This window comes from Nakamurella flavida (assembly GCF_030811475.1).
Lineage (GTDB): Bacteria > Actinomycetota > Actinomycetes > Mycobacteriales > Nakamurellaceae > Nakamurella > Nakamurella flavida.
Genome location: NZ_JAUSQV010000001.1, coordinates 2,392,561 through 2,412,061 on the forward strand (window position 1 = coordinate 2,392,561; position 19,501 = coordinate 2,412,061).

A 19,501-nucleotide genomic window follows, 5' to 3' on the forward strand; every position below is an offset into this window, starting at 1 on the left:
GGTTCCCGGGTGTCCTGGCTCCTCGATCCGTTCTCCGCGTCGTTCATGCTGCACGCCCTCGTCGGCGGGCTGCTCGTCGCCGGCATCTGCGGCGTCGCCGGCACCTGGGTGGTGATCCGCGGGTCGGCCTTCCTGGGTGAGGCCCTGGCCCACGGCATGGTGCCCGGGGTCGCCCTGGCCGCCCTGCTCGGCTTCCCCAGCATCCTGGGGGCGGCGGTCAGTGCCGGCGCGATGGCCACCGGGGTCGGCCTGCTCACCCGCAACCGGCGGCTGTCCGACGACACCGCGATCGCCCTGCTGTTCGTCGGGATGCTCGCCCTCGGCGTCCTCATCGTCTCGCGGTCCCGTTCGTTCGCCACCGATCTGACCGCCGTCCTGTTCGGCGACGTCCTGGCCATCCGGGGCGGTGACCTGGTCCAACTGGCCGTGGCCGTCCTGCTCACGGTCGCGCTGGCCGCGGGCTTCCACCGGTCGTTCGTGGCGCTGGCCTTCGACCCGGCCAAGGCCGCGACGCTGGGGCTCCGGCCCCACGTCGGCCGCATAGCGGTGACCGTCCTGGTGACCCTGGCCGTGGTCAGTTCGTACCAGGCGGTCGGCAGCCTGCTCGTCGTCGGCCTGCTGGTGGGACCGGCCGCGGCAGCCCGGCCGTGGACCTCCGGCATCGCCGCCTCGATGGCCGTGGCCGCGGGCATCGGCGCCGTCGCCGTCGTCGCCGGACTGCTGCTCTCCTGGCACGCCGGCACCGCCGCCGGGGCATCGATCGCGGTGCTGGCCGTCGCGTCCTACCCGCTGTCCGTCCTGCTCCGCGCGGCCCGGCGGACCCGCCCCGTCACGGCGGCACCGGCCGTCCCACCGGCCGCCGACAGCACACCGCTGCTCCGCCGCTGACCACCCCGGCCGACTCCCGTCACCCGAGAAAAGGATCCTCTCCGTGCCCGTCCGTCTGTCCCGTCCACGGTGGGCCGCCGGTGTTCTCGCCGCCGGCCTGACCCTGACCGCCTGCGCCCCCGGCGAGCCCATCCGCGCCACCCCGGCCGTAACGTCCGCCACCGAACCAGGCCCGGGCACTCCGGGGGCGGACGAGTCCACCGGCGACACCTACGGCTGGGTGGAGGGGGCCGTCGAGATGACCGAGCCGCCACTCCGTCTCGCCGTCGTCGCCCCCGACGGCACCACCACCGGCATCGACCTGCTCACCGGCGACCCGGTCGACCTGCCCGACCTGCCCGCTCCCACCACCGTGAGCACCGACGGCCGCTACCTGTTCGCCACCTCGGCGTCCGGGCTCACCGTGCTGGACGGCGGCGCCTGGACCGTTCCGCACGGCGACCACTCCCACTACTACCTCGCCGAACCCCGGCTGGTCGGCGAGATCGACGGCGCCGGTGCGACCGCCACCACCTCACGGGTCGCGGTGACCGACCCAGCGGGCGGCACGGCCACGGTGCTCGACGGGACCGCGCTCGGCACCGGCACCGTCGTCCCCGTCGCCGAGGTCACCGATGTCCCGGCCGACGGGCTCCTGGTCCCCCTGGGCGACCACCTCGTGCAGACCGTCGCCGGGGGGCCCGACACCGCTCCGGACACCGTCCGGGTCCTGGACGGCGCCGGCGCTCCCGTGGCCGGGGCCGAGATCGCCTGCCCCGCAGCGGCGGGCACCATCACCAGCCGCGTGGGCGTGGTCGTCGGCTGCGCGGACGGCGCGGTCCTCGCGGTCGCGGACACCGAGGGCGGCGGGCCCGTCTCCCTGGAGCACATCGCGTACCCCACTGCGGTCTCCGCGGCGGAGCGGGCCACCGTGTTCCGGGCCCGCAAGGATCGTCCGGTGGTCGCGGCGGTCGCCGGTGACCGTGGCGCCTGGATCCTGGACACCCGCGAACGGACCTGGTCGCTCCTGGAGACCGACGAGCCCCTCGTCGCGGTGACCGCGGTGGACGACCGGGACCATGCCGTCGTCGCCGTCGACCGGAGCGGCCGCATCCTGGTGCTCGACGCCGAGACCGGCGCCACCACCGCGACGACCGACCCGCTGCTGGCCGCCAGCCTGGCGGACCCGGCGCTGGCCACCGCCGTCACCCTCGAGGTGGACGCCGCGCGGGCCTACGTCAACGACCCGGCCGGCCGCCGGCTGCTGGAGATCGACCACGGGGACGGGGGCCGCATCTCCCGTGAGTTCCCGACCCCGGCGGTGCCGATGTTCTTCGCGGAGCTGGGTCGATGAGGGCCCGCCACCGGCTCCTGCCGGCGCTCCTGACCGCCACCCTGCTGCTCGGCGGGTGTTCGGGAGACGCATCCGCCCCGGACCGCCCGCTGATCGCGGTGAGCACCAACATCCTGGGCGACGTGGTGCGGGAGGTCATCGGCGCCCAGGCCGACGTGCTCGTGCTCATGCCCCCCGGATCGGACCCGCACTCCTTCGAGATCTCCGCCCAGGAAGCGGCCCGGCTGCGGGGGGCCGATCTGCTGGTGTCCAACGGGCTCGGCCTGGAGGAGGGCGTCCAGCATCACCTGGACGCGGCCGCGGCCGACGGCGTGCCCCGGTTCGTGGCCGGCGACCACGTCGAGACGGTGGCCTACACCGACGACGAGATGTCCGGCCCCGACCCGCATCTGTGGACCGATCCCCGGCGGATGCTGCAGGTCCTCGACGCCCTGGAACCGGCCCTGGCCGCCCTCGACGCCGTGGACGGACCCGCCCTGCACGCTTCCGCCGAAACCTACCGGCAAGAGCTGCGCGACCTGGACGCGCACCTCGCGGAGCTGTTCGCCACCATCCCGGCGAGCCGGCGCGCCCTGGTCACCAACCACAACGTCTTCGGGTACCTGGCCCAACGCTACGACTTCACCGTGGTGGGAACGGTTCTCCCCGGGGGGACCACCCTGGCCGCACCGAGTGCCAGCGATTTCGATGACCTGATCCAGGACATGGCGACCGCCAGTGTCGACGTCGTCTTCGCGGACGTGGCCCAACCGGAGCGCCTCATGCGGGTCCTCGCCGACGAGGCCGACGTCCAGGTCGAGGTGGTACCCCTGTTCACCGAATCCCTCAGTGCAGCAACGGGTACTGGAGAAGACAGCGGGGCGGCCACCTACCTCGAGATGATGCGCAGCAACGCGGACCGCATCACCGCTGCGCTTGCTTCCTGAGAATGCTTCTCGATAAGCTGGCGTCATGAAGCCCCCTTCCCTCCTCCGCCCGTTCGTCCTCTTGGCCGGCGCCGGTCTCCTGGTCACCGCGTGCGGCTCGGCCGCCCCGACCTCGTCCTCCTCCCCGTCCGACACGACCGGTTCTGCCCCGAACACCGGTGCGGTCGGGAACACCGCGACCACAGCACGTGTCGCGCTCACCTACGACGGTGGCGTGCTGGTGCTGGACGGTACGACGCTGGAGGTGGCCGCCGATCTGCCGCTGGCCGGGTTCAACCGGCTGAACCCGGCCGGCGACGGCCGTCATGTGCTGGTGTCCACCGCCGACGGCTTCCAGGTGCTCGACGCCGGCACCGACATCGGTTCCGGCACCGGTAATCCGGCCCTGACCGACCTGGTGTTCGCGGCCGACACCCCCGGCCACGTCGTCCGGCACGCCGGCCGCACGGTGCTCTTCGCCGACGGCACCGGCGAGATCACCGCGTTCGACACCGATGCCCTCAGCGCCGACACGAAGCCCGAGACCGAGGTCATCGCCTCGGAGGCCGCCCACCACGGGGTGGCGATCGAACTCGCCGACGGCTCGGTGCTGTCCACCCTGGGCACGGCCGACGGGCGGACCGGGGTGCGGGTCCTGGGCCCGGACGGTACGGAGACCGCGCGCAGCGAGGAGTGCCCCGCCGTCCACGGCGAGGGCACGGCCGCCGACGAGGTCGTCGTCTTCGGCTGCAAGGACGGTGTCCTGATGTACGAGGCGGGTGCGTTCACCAAGCTGCAGGCGCCGGACGCCTACGGCCGCATGGGCAACGCCTACGTCAGCGAGACCTCCCCGCTGGTCGTCGGGGACTACAACAGCGACCCGGACAGCGAGGGCTACCTGCTCTCCGAGCTCGCCCTCATCGACACCACCGCCGGCACGCTGAAGGTCGTCGACCTGCCCGCGGGTGTCGAGTACACCTGGCGGGACGTGGCCCGGGGCCCGGCCGACGAGGCCGTGCTGCTCAGCGCGGACGGCACCCTGAACACCCTGGATCCCACGACCGGCGAGATCCGGCAGTCCTGGGACGTCATCGACCCGTGGACGTCCCCGGAGGAGTGGCAGGACGCCCACCCGGCGCTGACCGTGCACGGGAACACCGCCTACGTGACCGAACCCGCGAAGCAGCGCATCCTGGCCGTCGACCTGACCTCCGGCGAGGTGGTCGCCGATGCCACCCTGCCGGCCACCCCCAACGAGATCGCCGTCGCGGCAGCCTGATCCATCCGCACCGACAGCCGGTCCCGCGGGTCACGTCGACCCGTGGGACCGGGCACGCGGGGCCTGTGGACTACAGACCCATGCGTTCCCGCCGGTAGGTGCCCAGGGCCTCCCGCAGGGCGGCGGCGCAGTCGGCGGCCGGCCCGGCGTCGCGGAAGCGGGCACCGAAGTCGCGGCGGCCCGAGGTCGGCACGATCAGCACGGTGGAGCCTCCGTCGGCGGGTACCTCCCGGAGTTCGGGCTCCAACTGGCCGTAGGGCAGGGTCAGCGCCTCCCACCGCGGACGGAATCCGCCGGTGCTGGTGGCGGCGATCAGCTTGCGATCGGTGATGACCAGGACGACGCCGCCGGTCATCAGTTCGGCCGCTCCCTCCGCCTCCACCACGGGGACGGCCAGCGGTGGGAGCGGCCGCCGGGTGGCGGTCAGCGCGGTGGTGTCGACCAGGGCCTCGGCCAGGCTGCGGGCGAGCACCGTCTCGTCGGCGTTGAGATAGGCCGCGAGGGTGTCCCGTTCCTTCTTCAGCGCCTTCGCGCGACCCAGTACCCGGTCGTAGCTCTCGATGCCCACGACCTCATCCTCCCCCGAGATCCGCCCGCCCGGGCTCAGTCAGCGCAGGATGCCCGCCGTCCGGGCCGCCCTCAGCCAGTCCGGGAACTCCCCCAGCAGCCGCCGGTAGAGCTCGGCGTCGTCCACCCGGTCGATGTCGTCCAGGGCGAAGAACCCGACGTTGTCCACGACCCGGCCCTCCATCTCGTCGAGCGAGGTCAACAGGCCGTAGTCGTTGCGGCCGATGCCCACGAACTGCCAGAAGATCGGCAGCGACGACGCCCCGCTCATCAGCTTGGTGATGGCCTTCTTCTTGGCGAACCCGCCGTCGGTGAAGAACAGCACCAGGGTCGGCTTGCCGGCGCGGGCGTCGACCGAGGACATCACCTCGGTGAGGATCGGGATCTCGTCGTTGTAGCCGCCGATCTTCTTGTAGTCGATACCACCGTGCTTGCCGTTCAGGTGCAGGTAGGTCTCCTGCCACTCCTCGAGATCGGCGACGTGCAGATCGGGCAGCTTGGCGAACTTCACCGCGTAGAGATACGCCTCGAGCGAGCCGTCGTCGTCGAGCTGGATGGCCACCGGCACCATGCGCTCCACCACCCGGTGCACCAGGCGGGACTGGAACTCCTCGTACATCGACCCGGTCTTGTCGATCACCAGCACGATGCGCGCCCGCTCCTGCGCGGCCCCCTTCGTCAGCAGGACCTTGTGCACCTCCTTCTTGCGCAGGTCCAGCGCCTGCCGCTTGACCAGCGACAGCCGCTCCTCCCCGGGCACCGAGCGCGGGCCGTCGACGGCGGGCGGGGCGGCGGCGGCGGGTGACGGTGACACCACCGGTGCCGGTGCGGCGGGCGGCGCCGAAGCGGCGGGCTCGTCGTCGACGCTGACCCCGTGCTCGCGGACCAGAGCGGCCAGCCCCTGCGCCCAGCCGGCCGACACACTGCGCACCTTCCACGCCTCGCCCCGCCGGTAGACCTCGACGAGCACGGCGGCCCGCTCCGTGGTCAGCCCGCTCGCCGGGGCGGTGAGCGTCGACGTCCCGTCGGTGATCGCCACGGCGAGGCCCGACACCGTCGCCAGCGACCCGGTCTGCCCGTCGTCCAGGGCGACGGTCACCGCCACCGTCTGCACCGCCGGCGGCACCGCGGCCAGATCCAGGGTCAGCGTGGCCCCGTCGACCAGTCGCACCGCCCCCTCCGGTGAGGCCGGCTGGTTGAAGAAGACGAAGTCGGCGTCGTCCCGCACCACGCGGTCACCGGTCAGCTGGAAGGCCATCAGGTCGACAGCCCCCGGTCGGGCGCCGGCCACGGCGATGCGGACGGTGCCCCCGGACAGCGGGGCGTTGGCTCCTCGGCTCAGTTCGGTCATCGGGTCAGGGTGCCAGGGCGACGTCGGCGGGCGCAGCCCCGGTCACCCCGTCGTGTCCTCGGCGGCGGCTACAGTCGGCCCCGCATCTGGTTCGTCGCCCCCGCAGTCCAGGGTCGACGAGGCAAGAGGGAACCCGGTGGGAATCCGGGACTGCCCCGCAGCGGTGAACGGGAACGACAGCTGTCATGAAGCACTGGACGCGTGGCGTCCGGGAAGCGACGGCCGGTAGGTGGGTGGCATCCGTGCCGCCCGTGCCCGTGAGTCCGAAGACCTGCCAGGAGCCCGCCCCGTGACCACGGGGCGGTGGCATCCGACCTCGTGGGTGGGTCGTCGCCGCTGCCCTGTCCCCGCATGCCCGGGGACGGGTGTGTCGGCGTCCTCTCCGCGGGTCGATCTCGAAACTCGCGAAGGAGAGTTCCGATGACCGTTCCCCCCATCCCCCGCACCTGTGGTGCCACCGTGCACGGCTACCCCCGGCACGGCCCCGACCGGGAGCTCAAGCGGGCCGTCGAGGCGTACTGGGCCGGCCGGGCCGACGCCGACGGCCTGCTCGCCGTCGCGGCGCAGCTGCGCCGCGACCGCCTGGTGGAGCTGCGTGACGCCGGGCTGTCCGAGATCCCCGGGGAGTTCTCGCTGTACGACCACGTCGCCGACACCGCCTGGCTGCTCGGGGCCGTCCCGGACCGGCACCGCGCCGCCGTCCCCGGCCAGGAGTCCGCGGCCGACCGGTTGGACCGGTACTTCGCGATGACCCGGGGAACGGACGCCGTCGCGCCCCTGGAGATGACGAAGTGGTTCGACACGAACTACCACCACCTGGTCCCGGAACTGGGGCCCGACACCGGGTTCGCCCTGGACCCGTCCGGCCCGCTGGAGATGCTGGCCGAGGCCCGGGACCTGGGGGTGACCACCCGCCCGGTGGTCCTCGGGCCGCTGACCTTCCTGCTGCTGAGCAAGCCCACGGCCGACAGCCCGGCGGACTTCGCACCGCTCGACCTGCTGGACACCGTTCTCCCGCTGTACGAGGAGCTGCTCGCACGACTGCAGGCGGCCGGGGCGTCGTGGGTGCAGATCGACGAACCGATCCTGGTGCTCGACCAGCCGCCCGCCGTGCTGGACCTGGCCGCACGGGTGCTGGACCGTCTCACCGCCGTCCCCGCCCGGCCGAAGATCCTCCTGGCCGGCTACTTCGGATCGTTCGGGGACGCCCTGCCGGTGCTCGTCGGTTCCCCGGTCGACGGGCTCGCCCTGGATCTGGTGGCCGGAACCGCTGACCTGGCGGCCCTGCGCGAGCTGGGCGGCCTGCCCGGGAGACGCCTCGTCCTGGGGGTGGTCGACGGCCGGAACGTCTGGCGCACCGATCTGGACGCGGCGCTGGCCGTGGCGGCCGGGGCGGGTGATCTCGCCGGGTCGCTGGACGTGGCCGCCTCCTGCTCGCTGCTGCACGTGCCGCTGGACCTGACCACGGAGCAGCACCTGGACCCCGCGGTGGTGCCGTGGCTCGCCTTCGGCAGGCAGAAGCTCGCCGAGCTGGTCGTGCTCGCCCGCGGGATCACCGACGGCCCGTCGGCGGTCGAGGCGGAACTGGCCGCCGCCCGAGTGGCGCTGGCCGACCGGCGGACCTCGGGTGTGGTGGTGGACCCCGCCGTGCGCGCCCGGGCGGCCGCCGTCGTCGACGCCGATCTCGTCCGGCCGCCCTACCCCGAGCGCCGGGCGGCCCATCGGCGGCGACTGCCCCTCCCGCTGTTCCCGACCACGACGATCGGCTCGTTCCCGCAGACCGGGGACCTGCGCCGGGCCCGGGCCGCGCTGCGCGCCGGGCAGCTGGACCCGGCCGGGTACCGGTCGGCGATGCAGGCCGAGATCGCCGCCGTGCTGGACCTGCAGACCGAGCTCGGCCTCGACGTGCTGGTGCACGGCGAGCCGGAGCGCAACGACATGGTGCAGTACTTCGCCGAGCAGCTCGACGGGTTCGTGGTCACCCACCACGGGTGGGTGCAGTCGTACGGCACCCGCTGCGTGCGGCCGCCGATCCTCGTCGGTGATGTCTCCCGACCCGTGCCGATGACGGTGCCCTGGACGACGTGGGCCCAGGCCCGCACCGACCGGCCGGTCAAGGGCATGCTCACCGGCCCGGTCACCATGCTGGCGTGGTCGTTCGTCCGGGACGACCTCCCGATCGCCGACACCGCCCGGCAGGTCGCCCTCGCGCTGCGGGACGAGGTCGTCGATCTGGACGCCGCCGGCACGGCGATCATCCAGGTCGACGAACCGGCCCTGCGGGAGACGCTGCCGCTGCGCCGGGCCGACCGCGCCGCCTACCTCGACTGGGCCACCCGGGCGTTCCGCCTGGCCACCTCGGGGGTCGCGACGGACACCGCGGTGCACACCCACATGTGCTATGCCGAGTTCGGCGACATCCTCAGCGCCGTCTTCGATCTCGATGCCGACGTGATCAGCGTGGAGGCCGCCCGGTCGGGGATGGGGATCGGTGCGGAACTGGCCGACGCGGGTTACCCCCACGAGGTCGGCCCGGGCGTGTGGGACATCCATTCGCCGCGGGTCCCGTCGGTCGACGAGATGGAGGCCCACCTGCGGGCCACCTCGACGGTGCTGCCCGCGGAACGGCTGTGGGTCAACCCGGACTGCGGACTCAAGACCCGGGGTCGAGCCGAGACCGTCGCCGCCTTGGGGAATCTCGTCGCCGCCGCGCTCCGGGTGCGCGTCGGTCGGTGATGCGCCGCCGCCGGGTGGGAGGACACACTCCCACCCGGCGGCGGGCCGTCGTCCCGCTCGCGGTCCGGGCCGGCTGCCCTGCCTCAGCCCAGCCGACCGGCGGTCCACTCCGCCAGGAGCCCGCGGTAGATCCGCGCGCTCTCGCCGACGGCCCGGACGGAGCACGACTCGTCGTCCGTGTGGGGTTGGTCGGGATCGCCCGGCCCGCAGATGTAGACCAGCGGAACCTCCCCGGCCAGCACCGCCGCGTCGGTGAAGTAGGGCACCGGCTCCGGCGGACCCGCTGTCGCGGTGACCGACCCGGCGACCGCCCGGACGGCCCGCGAGATCGGGTCGTCCGGTTCGGTCCAGACGCTGCGGACCGCGAGTTGTTCGTCCCACGTCAGCCCGGGCCCGTCGACGTGGTCGAGAACGGTGCGGACGTCGCCGTCCCGCACCGTGCGGATGTCGAGCACCATCTCGGCGTGGTCGGGCACCAGGTTGGCCTGCCGACCACCCAGGATCGTCCCCACGTTGACCGTGGGGTCACCGAGCACGGGGTGCGGCCCGCCGAGCCCACCGGTGCGTTCCGCCTGCCGCAAGCGCTGGATCGCGTCGCTGAGGAGGTGGATGGCGTTGATTCCGAGATCCGGCCGGGAGCCGTGCGCCGACCGCCCGCGGGCCGACACCCGGACCCAGGTGGCGCCCTTGTGCCCGAACCGGACCTGGTTCCCGGTGGACTCCCCCACGACGAGGATCGGGTCGGCCGCGAGCAGCCCGGCGGCCGCGACGGACGCCGCCCCCAGACACCCGACCTCCTCCGCGGAGGTGAACACCAGGGAGAAGGGCGCGCAGGGGCCGCGGACCGCGGCGACGGCCGCCGAGACCATCGCCGCTGCCCCGGACTTCATGTCGCTCGCGCCCCGGCCGAACAACCGGTCGTCGCGGATCTCGCCACCGAGCGGATCGACGCTCCACCGATCGGCGTCGAAGGGCACTGTGTCGACGTGGGCGGCGAAGGTCAGCCGACCGCCCCCGTCGTACCGCGCCACCAGGTTCGACCGGCCGTCACGCCACGGGACGCGGTCCACGGCGAACCCGGCGGGACGCAGACACGCCTCGACGACGTCCAGCGCCGCGTCCTCGTTCCGCCCGGCCGTGTCGCACCGGATCAACTCGACCGCGAGCCGCACAGGATCGTCCGCCAGGGTCATCACACCCGCCTCCCGCCCACCGGGTCCGCCGTCCGACCGCGGCCGGTTCAGTCCTGCCCGGCCAGCCAGGTGGCCGCCCGCTGCCACATCGTGGCGAACCCCGGCCAGTCGGTGAACTCGGTCGGCGCCCAGTGCGGCCCGATGTCGCTGGCGTAGGCCAGGGTCCGCCCGCGGCCGGCCTCGCCGACCACCAGCAGCGGCTCGTCGTCGACGGTCATCAGCGTCGACGCCCCCGGCCTGGCCACGAAGCGCTGGTAGCCCAGCAGCTCGGGCAGCTCCTCACCCACACCGGCCAACCCGTCGACCGTCACGTGCTCCCCGGTGATCACCGGACGCACCCCGTCCGGCCGTTCCACCCGGTCGTCGCCGATCTCCATGACGATCGGGAGCACGTCGGCGACCGGGGTCGTCCGGTAGTTGGCCTTCGCCTCGATGCCCTGGAACGTCAGGTAGCCGCCGATCATGGCGAATCCGCCCCCGCCGAGCGTCCAGTCGCGCAGCGCGGTGAGCCGGTTGCCGTGCTTGCGGCCGCCCTGGAACGTGGACGCGGGCAGCAGGAGCGTGTTGGAGCCGATGTCGCTGAGCACCACCACGTCCCACTGGTCCAACTCCTCCACGGTGGTCGGGAACTCCGTGGCCGCGACGTGCGAGGGCTGGTAGGTGACCTCGTGCCCGCCGTCGCGCCACGCCGCGATGATGGCGTCGCCGCCCTCGGCGTAGTGGGTGGTGGTGAAGGTGTCGAAGCCCTTCGCGTGCGTCGAGGTCACCGACCACGACTCGCCTGCGAACAAGATCCTCGCCATGTCTGTCTCTCTCCTGCTGGTGGTCGTTGCGGCGGGTGGGCCGGTGGTCAGTCCTGGGTGCCGCAGAGATCGGCGATGGTGAGGGCGAAGACCTTGGTGGCGACGAGCAGGTCGGTCTCCAGCAGGTGCTCGTCGGCCTGGTGGGCCACCCCCATGTGGCCCGGGCCGAAGTTGATCGTCGGCGTGCCGTCGTCGATCTGCAGACCCATGTCGGTGTGCGACATGCAGCCCTGCAGGACGCTGGGCAGGCCGAGTCGCTGGGCGTTGGCCAGGGTGGTGGTGACGACGGGCTCGTCGTCGGCGGTCTCGCCGCAGTCGGCGTCCACCAGCCACTCGATGACCGGCGGGTGCTCGTCGAACCAGTCGTCGCCGGTGACGAAGGTGGTGAACAGTTCCTCCAGTTCGGCCTTGACGGTGGATCCCAGGCCGTGGGCGTCCTTCTGGCCCGGCAGGTACTGGGCGTTGAAGGTGATGGTGCACTCCCGGGCGTAGGTCGTCGGGAACTCCCCGGCGGCCAGCTGGGCCACGTAGATCTGGCACGGGATCGGCAGGTACTGGTGGTTCTTCACCGGGTTGTCCGCCCACTGCGCGTTCCGCTCGCGGATCGCGTCCATGAGCAGGTGGCCGTAGGCGATGGCGTCGACCGCGCCGCCCTCCCGCCAGGGCTTGCGCTCCAGTTCGATGTGTCCGGCCCGGCCCTGCAGGGTCACCCGACCCCAGAGGATCCCCCGGCAGAGCGGGGCGATGTTCAGGTTGGTGGCCTCGGGGACGATGGCGCCGCCGGTGGCCCGGTAGCCGCGGTCGACCAGGGACAGGGTGCCCATGCCGCCGGCCTCCTCGTCGGCCACGGAGGCGACGATCAGGTCCTCCTTCAGGCGCACCCCGGTGGCCTGCAACGCCTCGAGAGCGCCGATGGCCGCGGCCATCCCGCCCTTCATGTCCACCGCGCCGCGCCCGTAGATCCGGCCGTCCTTGCGCTCGCCGCCGAACGGGTCCTCGGTCCACCCGGACCCGACCTCGACCACGTCGCAGTGGCCCTGGATCATCACCGACCGGCCGGTGGGGGCGCTGCCCTTGAACACGGCCACCAGGTTGGGCCGGCCGGTGAAGTCGCGACCCGGGTAGTAGCCGGGGCCGTCGGCCCGGTGGGCCAGGGCGTCGGCGCTGGGCTCCCAGCGGTCGATGGTGTCGGCCCCCAGAGCCCGCAGGCGGGCCTCGAAGACGTCCTGCACGGCGGCCTCACCGAGGTGTTCGGGGGCGTCGGTGAACCAGGGATTGACGCTCGGGGCGCGCAGCAGGTCCTGCAGGAACGCGATCGTCGATTCCTCGCGGTCCTCGATCGCGGCGAGGACGGCGTCGTCGTTGCGGGGTGACATGGGGTGGGGGTCCCTTCGTTCGGAGGAGTTCGTGCGGGGGCGGCGGGTCGGCCGCAGGCGGAGGTGACGAGTGCGGAGTGCGGTCAGGTGACGAGACGACGGGCCTCGGCGCGGGAGCGCACGAGCATCGACACGACGAGCACGGCGCCGAGCAGCCCGCGCTGGAACGTGGAGCCGACGTCGGCCAGCTGCAGGCCGTTGCTCAGGATGCCGACGAGCACCAGGGCCATGAGCACGCCGCTGATCCGGCCCAGACCACCGGTGATGGCGATGCCGCCGAGCACGGCGATGGTGATGGCCTGCAGCTCCAGCCCGGACCCGGCGGTGGACTTGGCGTTCAGCAGCCAGGACGCGGTGACGATCGCGCCGACGGCCGCCGTCGTCCCGGAGATCGCGTACAGCGAGATGCGGATGCGATCGACGGGGACACCGGCGAGCCGGGCGGTGACATCACTGGAGCCGACCGCATAGACGTTGCGGCCGTAGGCGGTCCGGCGGGTGAGGAAGACCATGATCGCGCCCAGCGGGACCAGGATGCAGAGCACCTGGAAGGGCACGCCGAGCACCGAGGTCTGGCCCAGCAGGGTGAACCCGTCCCGGTCGAAGCCCGACACGTCGGTGCCGCCGGTGGCCACCTGGGCGGCGGAGGCGTACAGGTACCAGGTGCCCAGGGTGACGATGAGCGGAGGCAGGCCCAGCGCGGTGATGAGCAGCCCGTTCAGCGCCCCGAGGACGGCCCCGGCGACCAGGGCGACCAGGGCCGCGAGCCACGGGCTGACCCCGTGCTCCCCGGCCAGGATGCCGAACACCACCGAGCAGGCCGACATGATCGACCCGATCGACAGGTCGATCCCGCCACCCCCACCCAGGATCACCATCGTCTGGCCCAGGGCGAGGATGCCGACCACGGCGGAGTACTGCATGAGCGTCAGCAGGTTCGGCACCTGCAGGAAGTACGGCGAGCTGAGCGACATCACGATCATCGCCAGCACGATCAGCAGGAGCAGGGCGCCCCGCCGGTCCTTCAGGAAGGCCGGTGCGACGAACCGGGTCCGCGCAGGACGATCCCTGACGTCCTTCGCGTCTGTCTCGGTCGACATGTCACACACTCCTCTGACGTTCGCGGGAGGCCCGGATGACCAGGCCGTTGACGACGACGGCCAGCAGGATGACCAGGCCGATGAGCACGCCGTTCCACAGGGACGGGACACCGGCCAGCACCACGCCGTTGCGCAGCACGGCGATGAACAGCAGGCCGCCGAGGGTGCGCAGCACCGAACCCTCGCCGCCCAGGATCGAGGTGCCGCCGACCACCACCGCGGCGATCGCCAGCATCGTCAGCTCGCCGCCGGAACTGGCCTGCACGACGCCGATGCGCGCGGAGTACAACACCGCGGCGAGCCCGACCAGCGCGCCCAGCAGCAGGTACGCGCCGAGCCGGACCCGGCTGATGGAGATGCCGGCCAGCTGGGCGGCCTCCACGTTCGAACCGATCGCGTAGATCGAACGTCCGAACACGGTGCGGGACAGGACGATCTGCAGGACGGCGTAGACGGCCACCACGAGGAGGGCGACGACCGGGATGCCGAAGAGGCGCGACTGCCCCGAGAGCCACGGGAACACCGGCCGGGCGAACACGTCGGTGGAGTCCCACAGGAAGAACAGCGCGGCCTGGAAGATCGCGCTGGTGCCCAGGGTGGCGACGATCGAGGGGATCGACAACCGGACCGTGAGCAGGCCGTTGGCCAGACCGAGCACCGCCCCGATCAGCAGGGCGACCAGGAGGACCAGCACCGGCGGGTAGGCCTGCGACATGCCGGTGGCGACGAACCACCCCACCAGCCCGACCGCGAATCCGGTCGACACGTCGATGCCGGCCATCAGGATGATCAGCGTCAGCCCGGCCGCCACCAGGGCCAGATCGGCCGAGTTGGTGGCGATGTTGACCCAGTTCTGCGCGGTGAGGAACTGCGGCGAGAGGAGTGCGAACAGCACCACCTCCACGATCAGCAGGACGGGCAACAGGTACGTGCGGATCTGCCGCAGCACCACCAGTCGGCGGGCGGCGGGGGGCGCCGCGACGGCCACCGCGGTCATCGGGCCTCCTCGGGATCGTTCGGTGCCGCCTGGGTGGCGGCGGCGGCGGGAGTGTCAGCGGGGGTGACAGCGGAGACCGACGCGGCGGCCAGCACGCCGGTGGCTCCGCGGAGCACGGCCTGCTCGGTGATCTCCGTGCCGTGCAGGACGGAAGTGATGCGGCCCTCGTGCAGGGTGTGCACGACATCGGCGAGCTCGAGCAGCTCGCTCATCTCCGAGGAGATGAGCAGCACGGCCACCCCCTGGGCGGCCAGAGCCTTGATGTCCCGGTGGATCTCGGCCTTGGTCGCCACGTCGATGCCCCGGGTCGGCTCGTCCAGCACGAGGAGGTGGGGATCGATGGCCAGGAGGCGGGCGAGCAGCGCCTTCTGCTGGTTGCCACCGGACAGCGAGGTGATCGGCGCCGCCGGGCCGGCGGTCTTGATCCGGATCCGCTGGATCCAGGAGCCCACCAGATCCCGTTCCCGACGACGGTTCACCACGCCCCGGTCGGTCACCGACGGGAGCGCCGCGATCGAGACGTTCTCGGCGACCGTCATGTGCCGCAGGATGCCCTGCGTCTTGCGGTCCTCCGGCAGGTAGGCGATGCCCTTGGCCAGGGCGGCCCGGCTGCCGCTCGGCCGCATCGGCGCACCGAGGTACTCCAGCGTCCCTGCGTCGTGCCCGAGCTCACCGAGGACGCTCAGGGCGATCTCGGTGCGCCCGGCCCCGACCAGCCCGTACAGGCCGGTGATCCGGCCGGCCTGCACGTCGAGCGAGACGTCCTCGAACGTGCCGGCCAGGGTCCAGCCGTCGAGCCGCAGGACGGTCTCCCCGATCGCCGGCCCCGACCGGACGCGCGGGGCGTCACCGGTCGGGGCGGGCGCCGGTGCGGGAGCGGCGCGGCGCGGAGCCCCACCCAGGTCCCGGCCACCCATCATGGCCAGCAACCCGTCCCGGTCGGGGTTCGTGGTCTCCCCGACCAGACGACCGTCGCGCAGGACCAGGAAACGGTCGGCCATGCGATCGAGCTCGTCGAAGCGGTGGGTGATGAAGCAGACCCCGACCCCGCCGGCCACCAGCTCGTCGACCAGACCGAACAACCGCTGGGACTCGGTGTCGGTGAGGATCGAGGTCGGCTCGTCCAGGATGAGCACCTTGGGGTCGGCGGCCACGGCCCGGGCGATGAGCACGAGCTGCTGCTCGGCGAGCGACAGCTCTCCCATCGACCGCCGCAGCGTCCGAGCGGGCAGGCCGATGCGATCCAGGAGTCGCACCCCCTCGTCCCGCATCCGCCCGTTCTGCAGCCACCCGGCCGTGTGCTGCTGCCGACCCATGGACAGGTTCTCCAGGACGGACAGGTGCGGGAACCCCGCCGGCTCCTGGTACACCGTCGAGATCCCGCGCAGGATCGCCTCGGTGGGCGTCCGCGGGGCGAACGGCGTGCCGTGCAGGTCCATCGACCCGGCGTCCGGGGTGTGGACACCCGCGAACACCTTCATGAGGGTCGACTTGCCCGCGCCGTTCTCGCCCATGACGGCGACCCGTTCCCCGGCGACCAGGGTGAGGGACACGTCGTCCAGGGCCTGGGTGGCGCCGAACCGTTTCGAGACCCCGCGGGCCTGAAGGATGGTCGTGCTCATGGCTTCTCCGTCCCGGATCGGGAGTGGACTGGGGGCTGGGTGTCGGGGCGACCGCGCGAGGCGAAGCCGGGGTCAGAAGTCGTACTTCGCGTAGTTGTCCTTGGTGAACACGGTGGGATCACCCAGCAGCAGGGTCTTGGTCGACTCGTCGTAGGTCACCGGGTTCTCCAGCCCGGGCACCGTGTTGCTCGCCGCGAACGGCTTGCCCTCGACCAGCTGGTCCATCGCCCACACCGTCAGGTAGCCCAGGTCCTCGACGTCCCACAGCACGGTGGAGGTCATCGCGCCGGACTCCAGGAACTCACCGGCGGTCTTCGGCGAACCGAAGCCGGTGACCGCGACCCGACCGGCGGCCCCCGCGTTCTGGACGGCCTGCGCCACACCGGGAATGGCCGTCGACGGGATGGCGATGATGCCCTTGAGGTCCGGGAACGCCGTCATCAGGTTCTGCGCCTCCTGCAGGGCGCTGGCGGTGTCGGTCGTGTACTTGATGCCGCCGACCAGCTCCATGCCCGGGTACTCCGCGGCCTGCCGGTCCTGCGCGGCCTTGATCCAGTTGTTGAAGGTGGCCGTGTCCGCGCCGCCGGAGATGATGCCGTACTGGCCGCTGCCGCCGGTGGCCTTGGCCAGCTCGTCCATGACGGTGCCGCCGAGTGCCTCGTCGGAGGCCTGGGAGACGAACACCGCGCGCTCGGACTCCGGAGCGTCGGCGTCCGAGGTCGCCATCTTCACGCCGGCCGACGAGGCGGAGGCGATCGAGCTGTTGATCGACGTCGGGTCCAGCGGGGAGACGGCGATGGCGTCGTACTGCTGCGCGACCAGGCCGTCGAGGATCTTGACCTGCTCGGCGGAGTTCGTCGTGGCCGGACCCGTCTGGGTGTAGGTGATCCCCAGATCCTGGGCGGCCTTCTCGCCGCCGGTCTTGAACCCGTTGAAGTACGGGATGCCCTCGATCTGCGAGACGAACGCGACCTTGACCCCGTCACCGGACGCGGCCGCACCGGAGTCGCCGGCGGCGCTCGACGCGCTCGTGGCACTGGACGCGGTCGTGGACGACTGGGTGGTCGAGCAGCCGCTCAGCACCAGGGCCGACGCGGCCGCGAGCGCGACCAACGCAGAGATCTTCTTCATGGTGTCCGGGTCCTCTCTCATCGGCTGTCCAGCCGGGCCAACGCGGGGTGGAGGCGAATGTAATCGTTTGCACAACCGCCTGCAAGAGTTCTACGGGAACCCGTCGTCGTCGCACGTGAACGCTTTGTTTCTCCTCTGTAAACGATGTCATGAGACCGCTTCGGCTCCGCCGCACGGGGGCTGGGTTACGCTCCGCCCATGCCGGACGGGGGGCCCAGCGCCACGATTGCCGACGTGGCCCGGCGGGCTCAGGTCTCCACCGCGACGGTGTCCCGGGCCCTGAGCGGCTCCACCGCGGTCAGCCCGGACACGGCGGCCCGGGTACGGGACGCGGCCCTGCGCCTGGGCTACCGGGTGAACCCGATCGCCCGCGCCCTGCGCAAGAACGCGACGGGCAACATCGGTCTGCTCGTGCCGTCGGTGTCCAACCCGTTCTTCACCATGCTGGTGGACGAGGTGGAGAAGCACCTGGGCGGCACCGGGACGAACCTCTACCTGTGCACCTCGCGCGACGACACCGCCATCGAGGCACAGCGTCTCGCGTCGATGTGCGACGGCGCGGTCGACGGCATCCTGATCAGTCCGTGCGACACCGTGCACTCCGGGCCGGCCCTCGCCCAGGCCCAGCGCAAGGTCCCGGTCGTCCAGCTCGACCGCAGCGCCGTCGACGTCGACATCGACTGGGTGGGGTTGGACGACATGCACGCGCTGGAGATCATCGTCGCCCACCTCGCCGGTCGCGGCGTCCGCGACCTCGCGCTGGTCACCTCGAATACCCAGAACTCGTCCGGGCGCCTGCGGACCACGGCGACGCGGGTCGCGGCCGCGAATCACGGCGTCACCGTCGCCGACGTGCTGGACGGCGAGTTCTCCATGGAGTGGGGGGCGCAGGCCGCATCCACCCTCGTCGCGGCCGGCCCGCTCCCGGCCGCGATCGTCTGCGCCGACGACCAGATCGCCACCGGCCTGCTGCGCGAGCTGGCCCGCCTGGGCGTCTCGGTTCCCGGTGACGTGCTGGTGACCGGCCTGGACGACATACCCCAGGCCTCCTTCCTCACCCCGTCGCTCACCACCGTCCGCCAACCGGTGTCGGCGGTCGCCGGAGAGGCGGTCCGGCTGATCCGGAGCCTGCTGCAGCCCCAGGCCGAACCGCGCCGGTCGCTGCGGACTTCCCTGCGCGGCGAGCTCGTCGTCCGCGACTCGACCTCACGCTGACCGCGACAGCCCGCGGTCCCCCGTCCCGCCGGGAGCCCACCACCCCGGTGGTGGTGTTCATTGTGCGCGCACGGTTCTCACCGTGGCGATCGGCGCACGACGGGTCGAGCCGTCCAGAGGAAGGGACTCCCCCGGCCCGTGGTGTCGCCCGTCCGGCCCTTCCCGGACACCGTCGCCCGGGTGGAGCATCCTCCGATGGGTTTCGAGGTCGCCGCCGAGGCGTACGGGATGTTCATGGGCCGCTACAGCGAGCCGCTGGCCGATGGGCTGGTGGACCTGCTGCCCACGACGGTCACGCGGCCCGTCCTGGATGTCGGGTGCGGCCCGGGCGCGATGACCAGCCGCCTCGTCGACCGGTGGGGGACCGGCCGGGTCAGCGCCGTGGACCCCTCGGCATCCTTCGTCGGGGCGCTGGCCGACCGGATCCCCGGGATCGACGTCCGGACCGGACGGGCCGAGGCGCTGCCGTGGGCCGCCGACACCTTCGCCGTCGTCACGGCGTCGCTGGTCGTGCATTTCCTGCCCGACCCGGCCGCCGGGTTCCGGGAGATGGTGCGGGTCGCCGCGCCCGGCGGGACGGTGGCCGCCACGGTGTGGGACCACGCCGGCGGCCGTGGGCCCCTCGCCCTGTTCTGGGACGAGGCCCGCGCCCTGCATCCCGGGGTCGAGGACGAGTCCGGGCGGGCCGGCACGGGAGCGGGTCAGCTGGCGACCCTCGCGCGCGGTGCCGGTCTCACCCTCGTGGCGGACACCGAGCTCACCGTGTCCGTGACCTACGAGGACGTCGAGCAGTGGTGGAGGCCGTACACCCTCGGGGTCGGTCCGGCCGGTGACCATCTGGGCCGGTTGTCGCCGGGGGACAGGACGGTGCTGCACGACCGGTGCGCCGCGCGGCTCCCCGTCGGGCCGTTCGTCGTCACCGCGACGGCCTGGTGTGTGGTCGGCCGTCGGTGAGCGGTGTCGTGCGGTGAGCCGGTCGCGGGCTCGCGCCGGGTGCCACGGGCC

The 19,501-nt window shown here is 72.5% G+C and carries 16 protein-coding genes and 1 riboswitch; of the genes, 7 read left to right on the plus strand and 9 right to left on the minus strand.

Annotation, left to right across the window (positions count from 1 at the left end):
* Positions 1-9: 9 nt before the first annotated feature.
* Genes aztB through aztD form a run of 4 tightly spaced genes read left to right on the plus strand, consistent with a single transcriptional unit; the run spans position 10 to position 4,405 of the window.
* The gene (gene aztB, locus J2S58_RS10715; protein ID WP_306828152.1) at positions 10-888 is read left to right on the plus strand and encodes a zinc ABC transporter permease AztB; all 879 of its coding nucleotides are present in this window, start codon (positions 10-12) and stop codon (positions 886-888) included.
* Positions 889-931: 43 nt separating this feature from the next.
* The gene (locus J2S58_RS10720) at positions 932-2,221 is read left to right on the plus strand and encodes a hypothetical protein (protein WP_306828154.1); all 1,290 of its coding nucleotides are present in this window, start codon (positions 932-934) and stop codon (positions 2,219-2,221) included.
* Positions 2,218-3,147 carry a metal ABC transporter substrate-binding protein gene (locus J2S58_RS10725; protein ID WP_306828157.1) on the plus strand — a complete coding sequence of 310 codons (930 nt, stop codon included), beginning with the start codon at positions 2,218-2,220 and terminating at the stop codon, positions 3,145-3,147. The genes J2S58_RS10720 and J2S58_RS10725 overlap by 4 nt, the downstream gene beginning before the upstream one ends.
* A gap of 25 nt (positions 3,148-3,172) precedes the next feature.
* Complete coding sequence (gene aztD, locus J2S58_RS10730; RefSeq protein WP_306828159.1) at positions 3,173-4,405, plus strand: zinc metallochaperone AztD; 1,233 nt, start codon at positions 3,173-3,175, stop codon at positions 4,403-4,405.
* Between the two features lie 70 nt (positions 4,406-4,475).
* Here the strand turns inward: aztD and J2S58_RS10735 are convergent, their stop codons facing one another.
* Both J2S58_RS10735 and J2S58_RS10740 read right to left on the minus strand, forming a co-directional pair.
* Positions 4,476-4,973 carry a hypothetical protein gene (locus J2S58_RS10735; RefSeq protein WP_306828161.1) on the minus strand — a complete coding sequence of 166 codons (498 nt, stop codon included), beginning with the start codon at positions 4,971-4,973 and terminating at the stop codon, positions 4,476-4,478.
* A 39-nt stretch (positions 4,974-5,012) separates the two neighbouring features.
* Positions 5,013-6,323: a VWA domain-containing protein gene (locus tag J2S58_RS10740; protein ID WP_306828164.1), complete on the minus strand. Its 1,311-nt coding sequence runs from the start codon at positions 6,321-6,323 to the stop codon at positions 5,013-5,015.
* Positions 6,324-6,393: 70 nt separating this feature from the next.
* Positions 6,394-6,616: riboswitch (cobalamin riboswitch) on the plus strand.
* A gap of 127 nt (positions 6,617-6,743) precedes the next feature.
* Here J2S58_RS10740 and metE point away from each other — a divergent pair.
* Complete coding sequence (metE, locus tag J2S58_RS10745) at positions 6,744-9,059, plus strand: 5-methyltetrahydropteroyltriglutamate--homocysteine S-methyltransferase (protein ID WP_306828166.1); 2,316 nt, start codon at positions 6,744-6,746, stop codon at positions 9,057-9,059.
* Positions 9,060-9,142: 83 nt separating this feature from the next.
* Here the strand turns inward: metE and J2S58_RS10750 are convergent, their stop codons facing one another.
* From J2S58_RS10750 to J2S58_RS10780, 7 genes are all read right to left on the minus strand, one after another.
* Positions 9,143-10,252: a M20 family metallopeptidase gene (locus J2S58_RS10750; RefSeq protein WP_306828169.1), complete on the minus strand. Its 1,110-nt coding sequence runs from the start codon at positions 10,250-10,252 to the stop codon at positions 9,143-9,145.
* A 47-nt stretch (positions 10,253-10,299) separates the two neighbouring features.
* Entirely contained in the window at positions 10,300-11,055 is a 756-nt protein-coding gene (locus J2S58_RS10755; protein WP_306828170.1) for a glutamine amidotransferase, read from the minus strand.
* 47 nt (positions 11,056-11,102) lie between these two features.
* A complete protein-coding gene (locus J2S58_RS10760) occupies positions 11,103-12,431 on the minus strand; it encodes a M20/M25/M40 family metallo-hydrolase (protein WP_306828172.1) in 1,329 nt (442 codons plus the stop codon).
* 83 nt (positions 12,432-12,514) lie between these two features.
* Positions 12,515-13,531 carry an ABC transporter permease gene (locus tag J2S58_RS10765; RefSeq protein WP_306828175.1) on the minus strand — a complete coding sequence of 339 codons (1,017 nt, stop codon included), beginning with the start codon at positions 13,529-13,531 and terminating at the stop codon, positions 12,515-12,517.
* A gap of 1 nt (position 13,532) precedes the next feature.
* Positions 13,533-14,528: an ABC transporter permease gene (locus J2S58_RS10770; RefSeq protein WP_306828176.1), complete on the minus strand. Its 996-nt coding sequence runs from the start codon at positions 14,526-14,528 to the stop codon at positions 13,533-13,535.
* The gene (locus J2S58_RS10775) at positions 14,525-16,150 is read right to left on the minus strand and encodes a sugar ABC transporter ATP-binding protein (RefSeq protein WP_306828178.1); all 1,626 of its coding nucleotides are present in this window, start codon (positions 16,148-16,150) and stop codon (positions 14,525-14,527) included. The genes J2S58_RS10770 and J2S58_RS10775 overlap by 4 nt, the downstream gene beginning before the upstream one ends.
* 72 nt (positions 16,151-16,222) lie before the next feature.
* The gene (locus J2S58_RS10780; RefSeq protein WP_306828180.1) at positions 16,223-17,302 is read right to left on the minus strand and encodes an autoinducer 2 ABC transporter substrate-binding protein; all 1,080 of its coding nucleotides are present in this window, start codon (positions 17,300-17,302) and stop codon (positions 16,223-16,225) included.
* A gap of 177 nt (positions 17,303-17,479) precedes the next feature.
* On the opposite strand from J2S58_RS10780, the gene J2S58_RS10785 reads away from it, so the two are divergent.
* Together J2S58_RS10785 and J2S58_RS10790 are read left to right on the plus strand one after the other, a co-directional pair.
* On the plus strand, positions 17,480-18,496 hold the full coding sequence (locus tag J2S58_RS10785; protein WP_306828182.1) for a LacI family DNA-binding transcriptional regulator: 1,017 nt from the start codon (positions 17,480-17,482) through the stop codon (positions 18,494-18,496).
* A 195-nt stretch (positions 18,497-18,691) separates the two neighbouring features.
* Complete coding sequence (locus tag J2S58_RS10790) at positions 18,692-19,450, plus strand: class I SAM-dependent methyltransferase (protein WP_306828183.1); 759 nt, start codon at positions 18,692-18,694, stop codon at positions 19,448-19,450.
* Positions 19,451-19,501 lie beyond the last annotated feature (51 nt).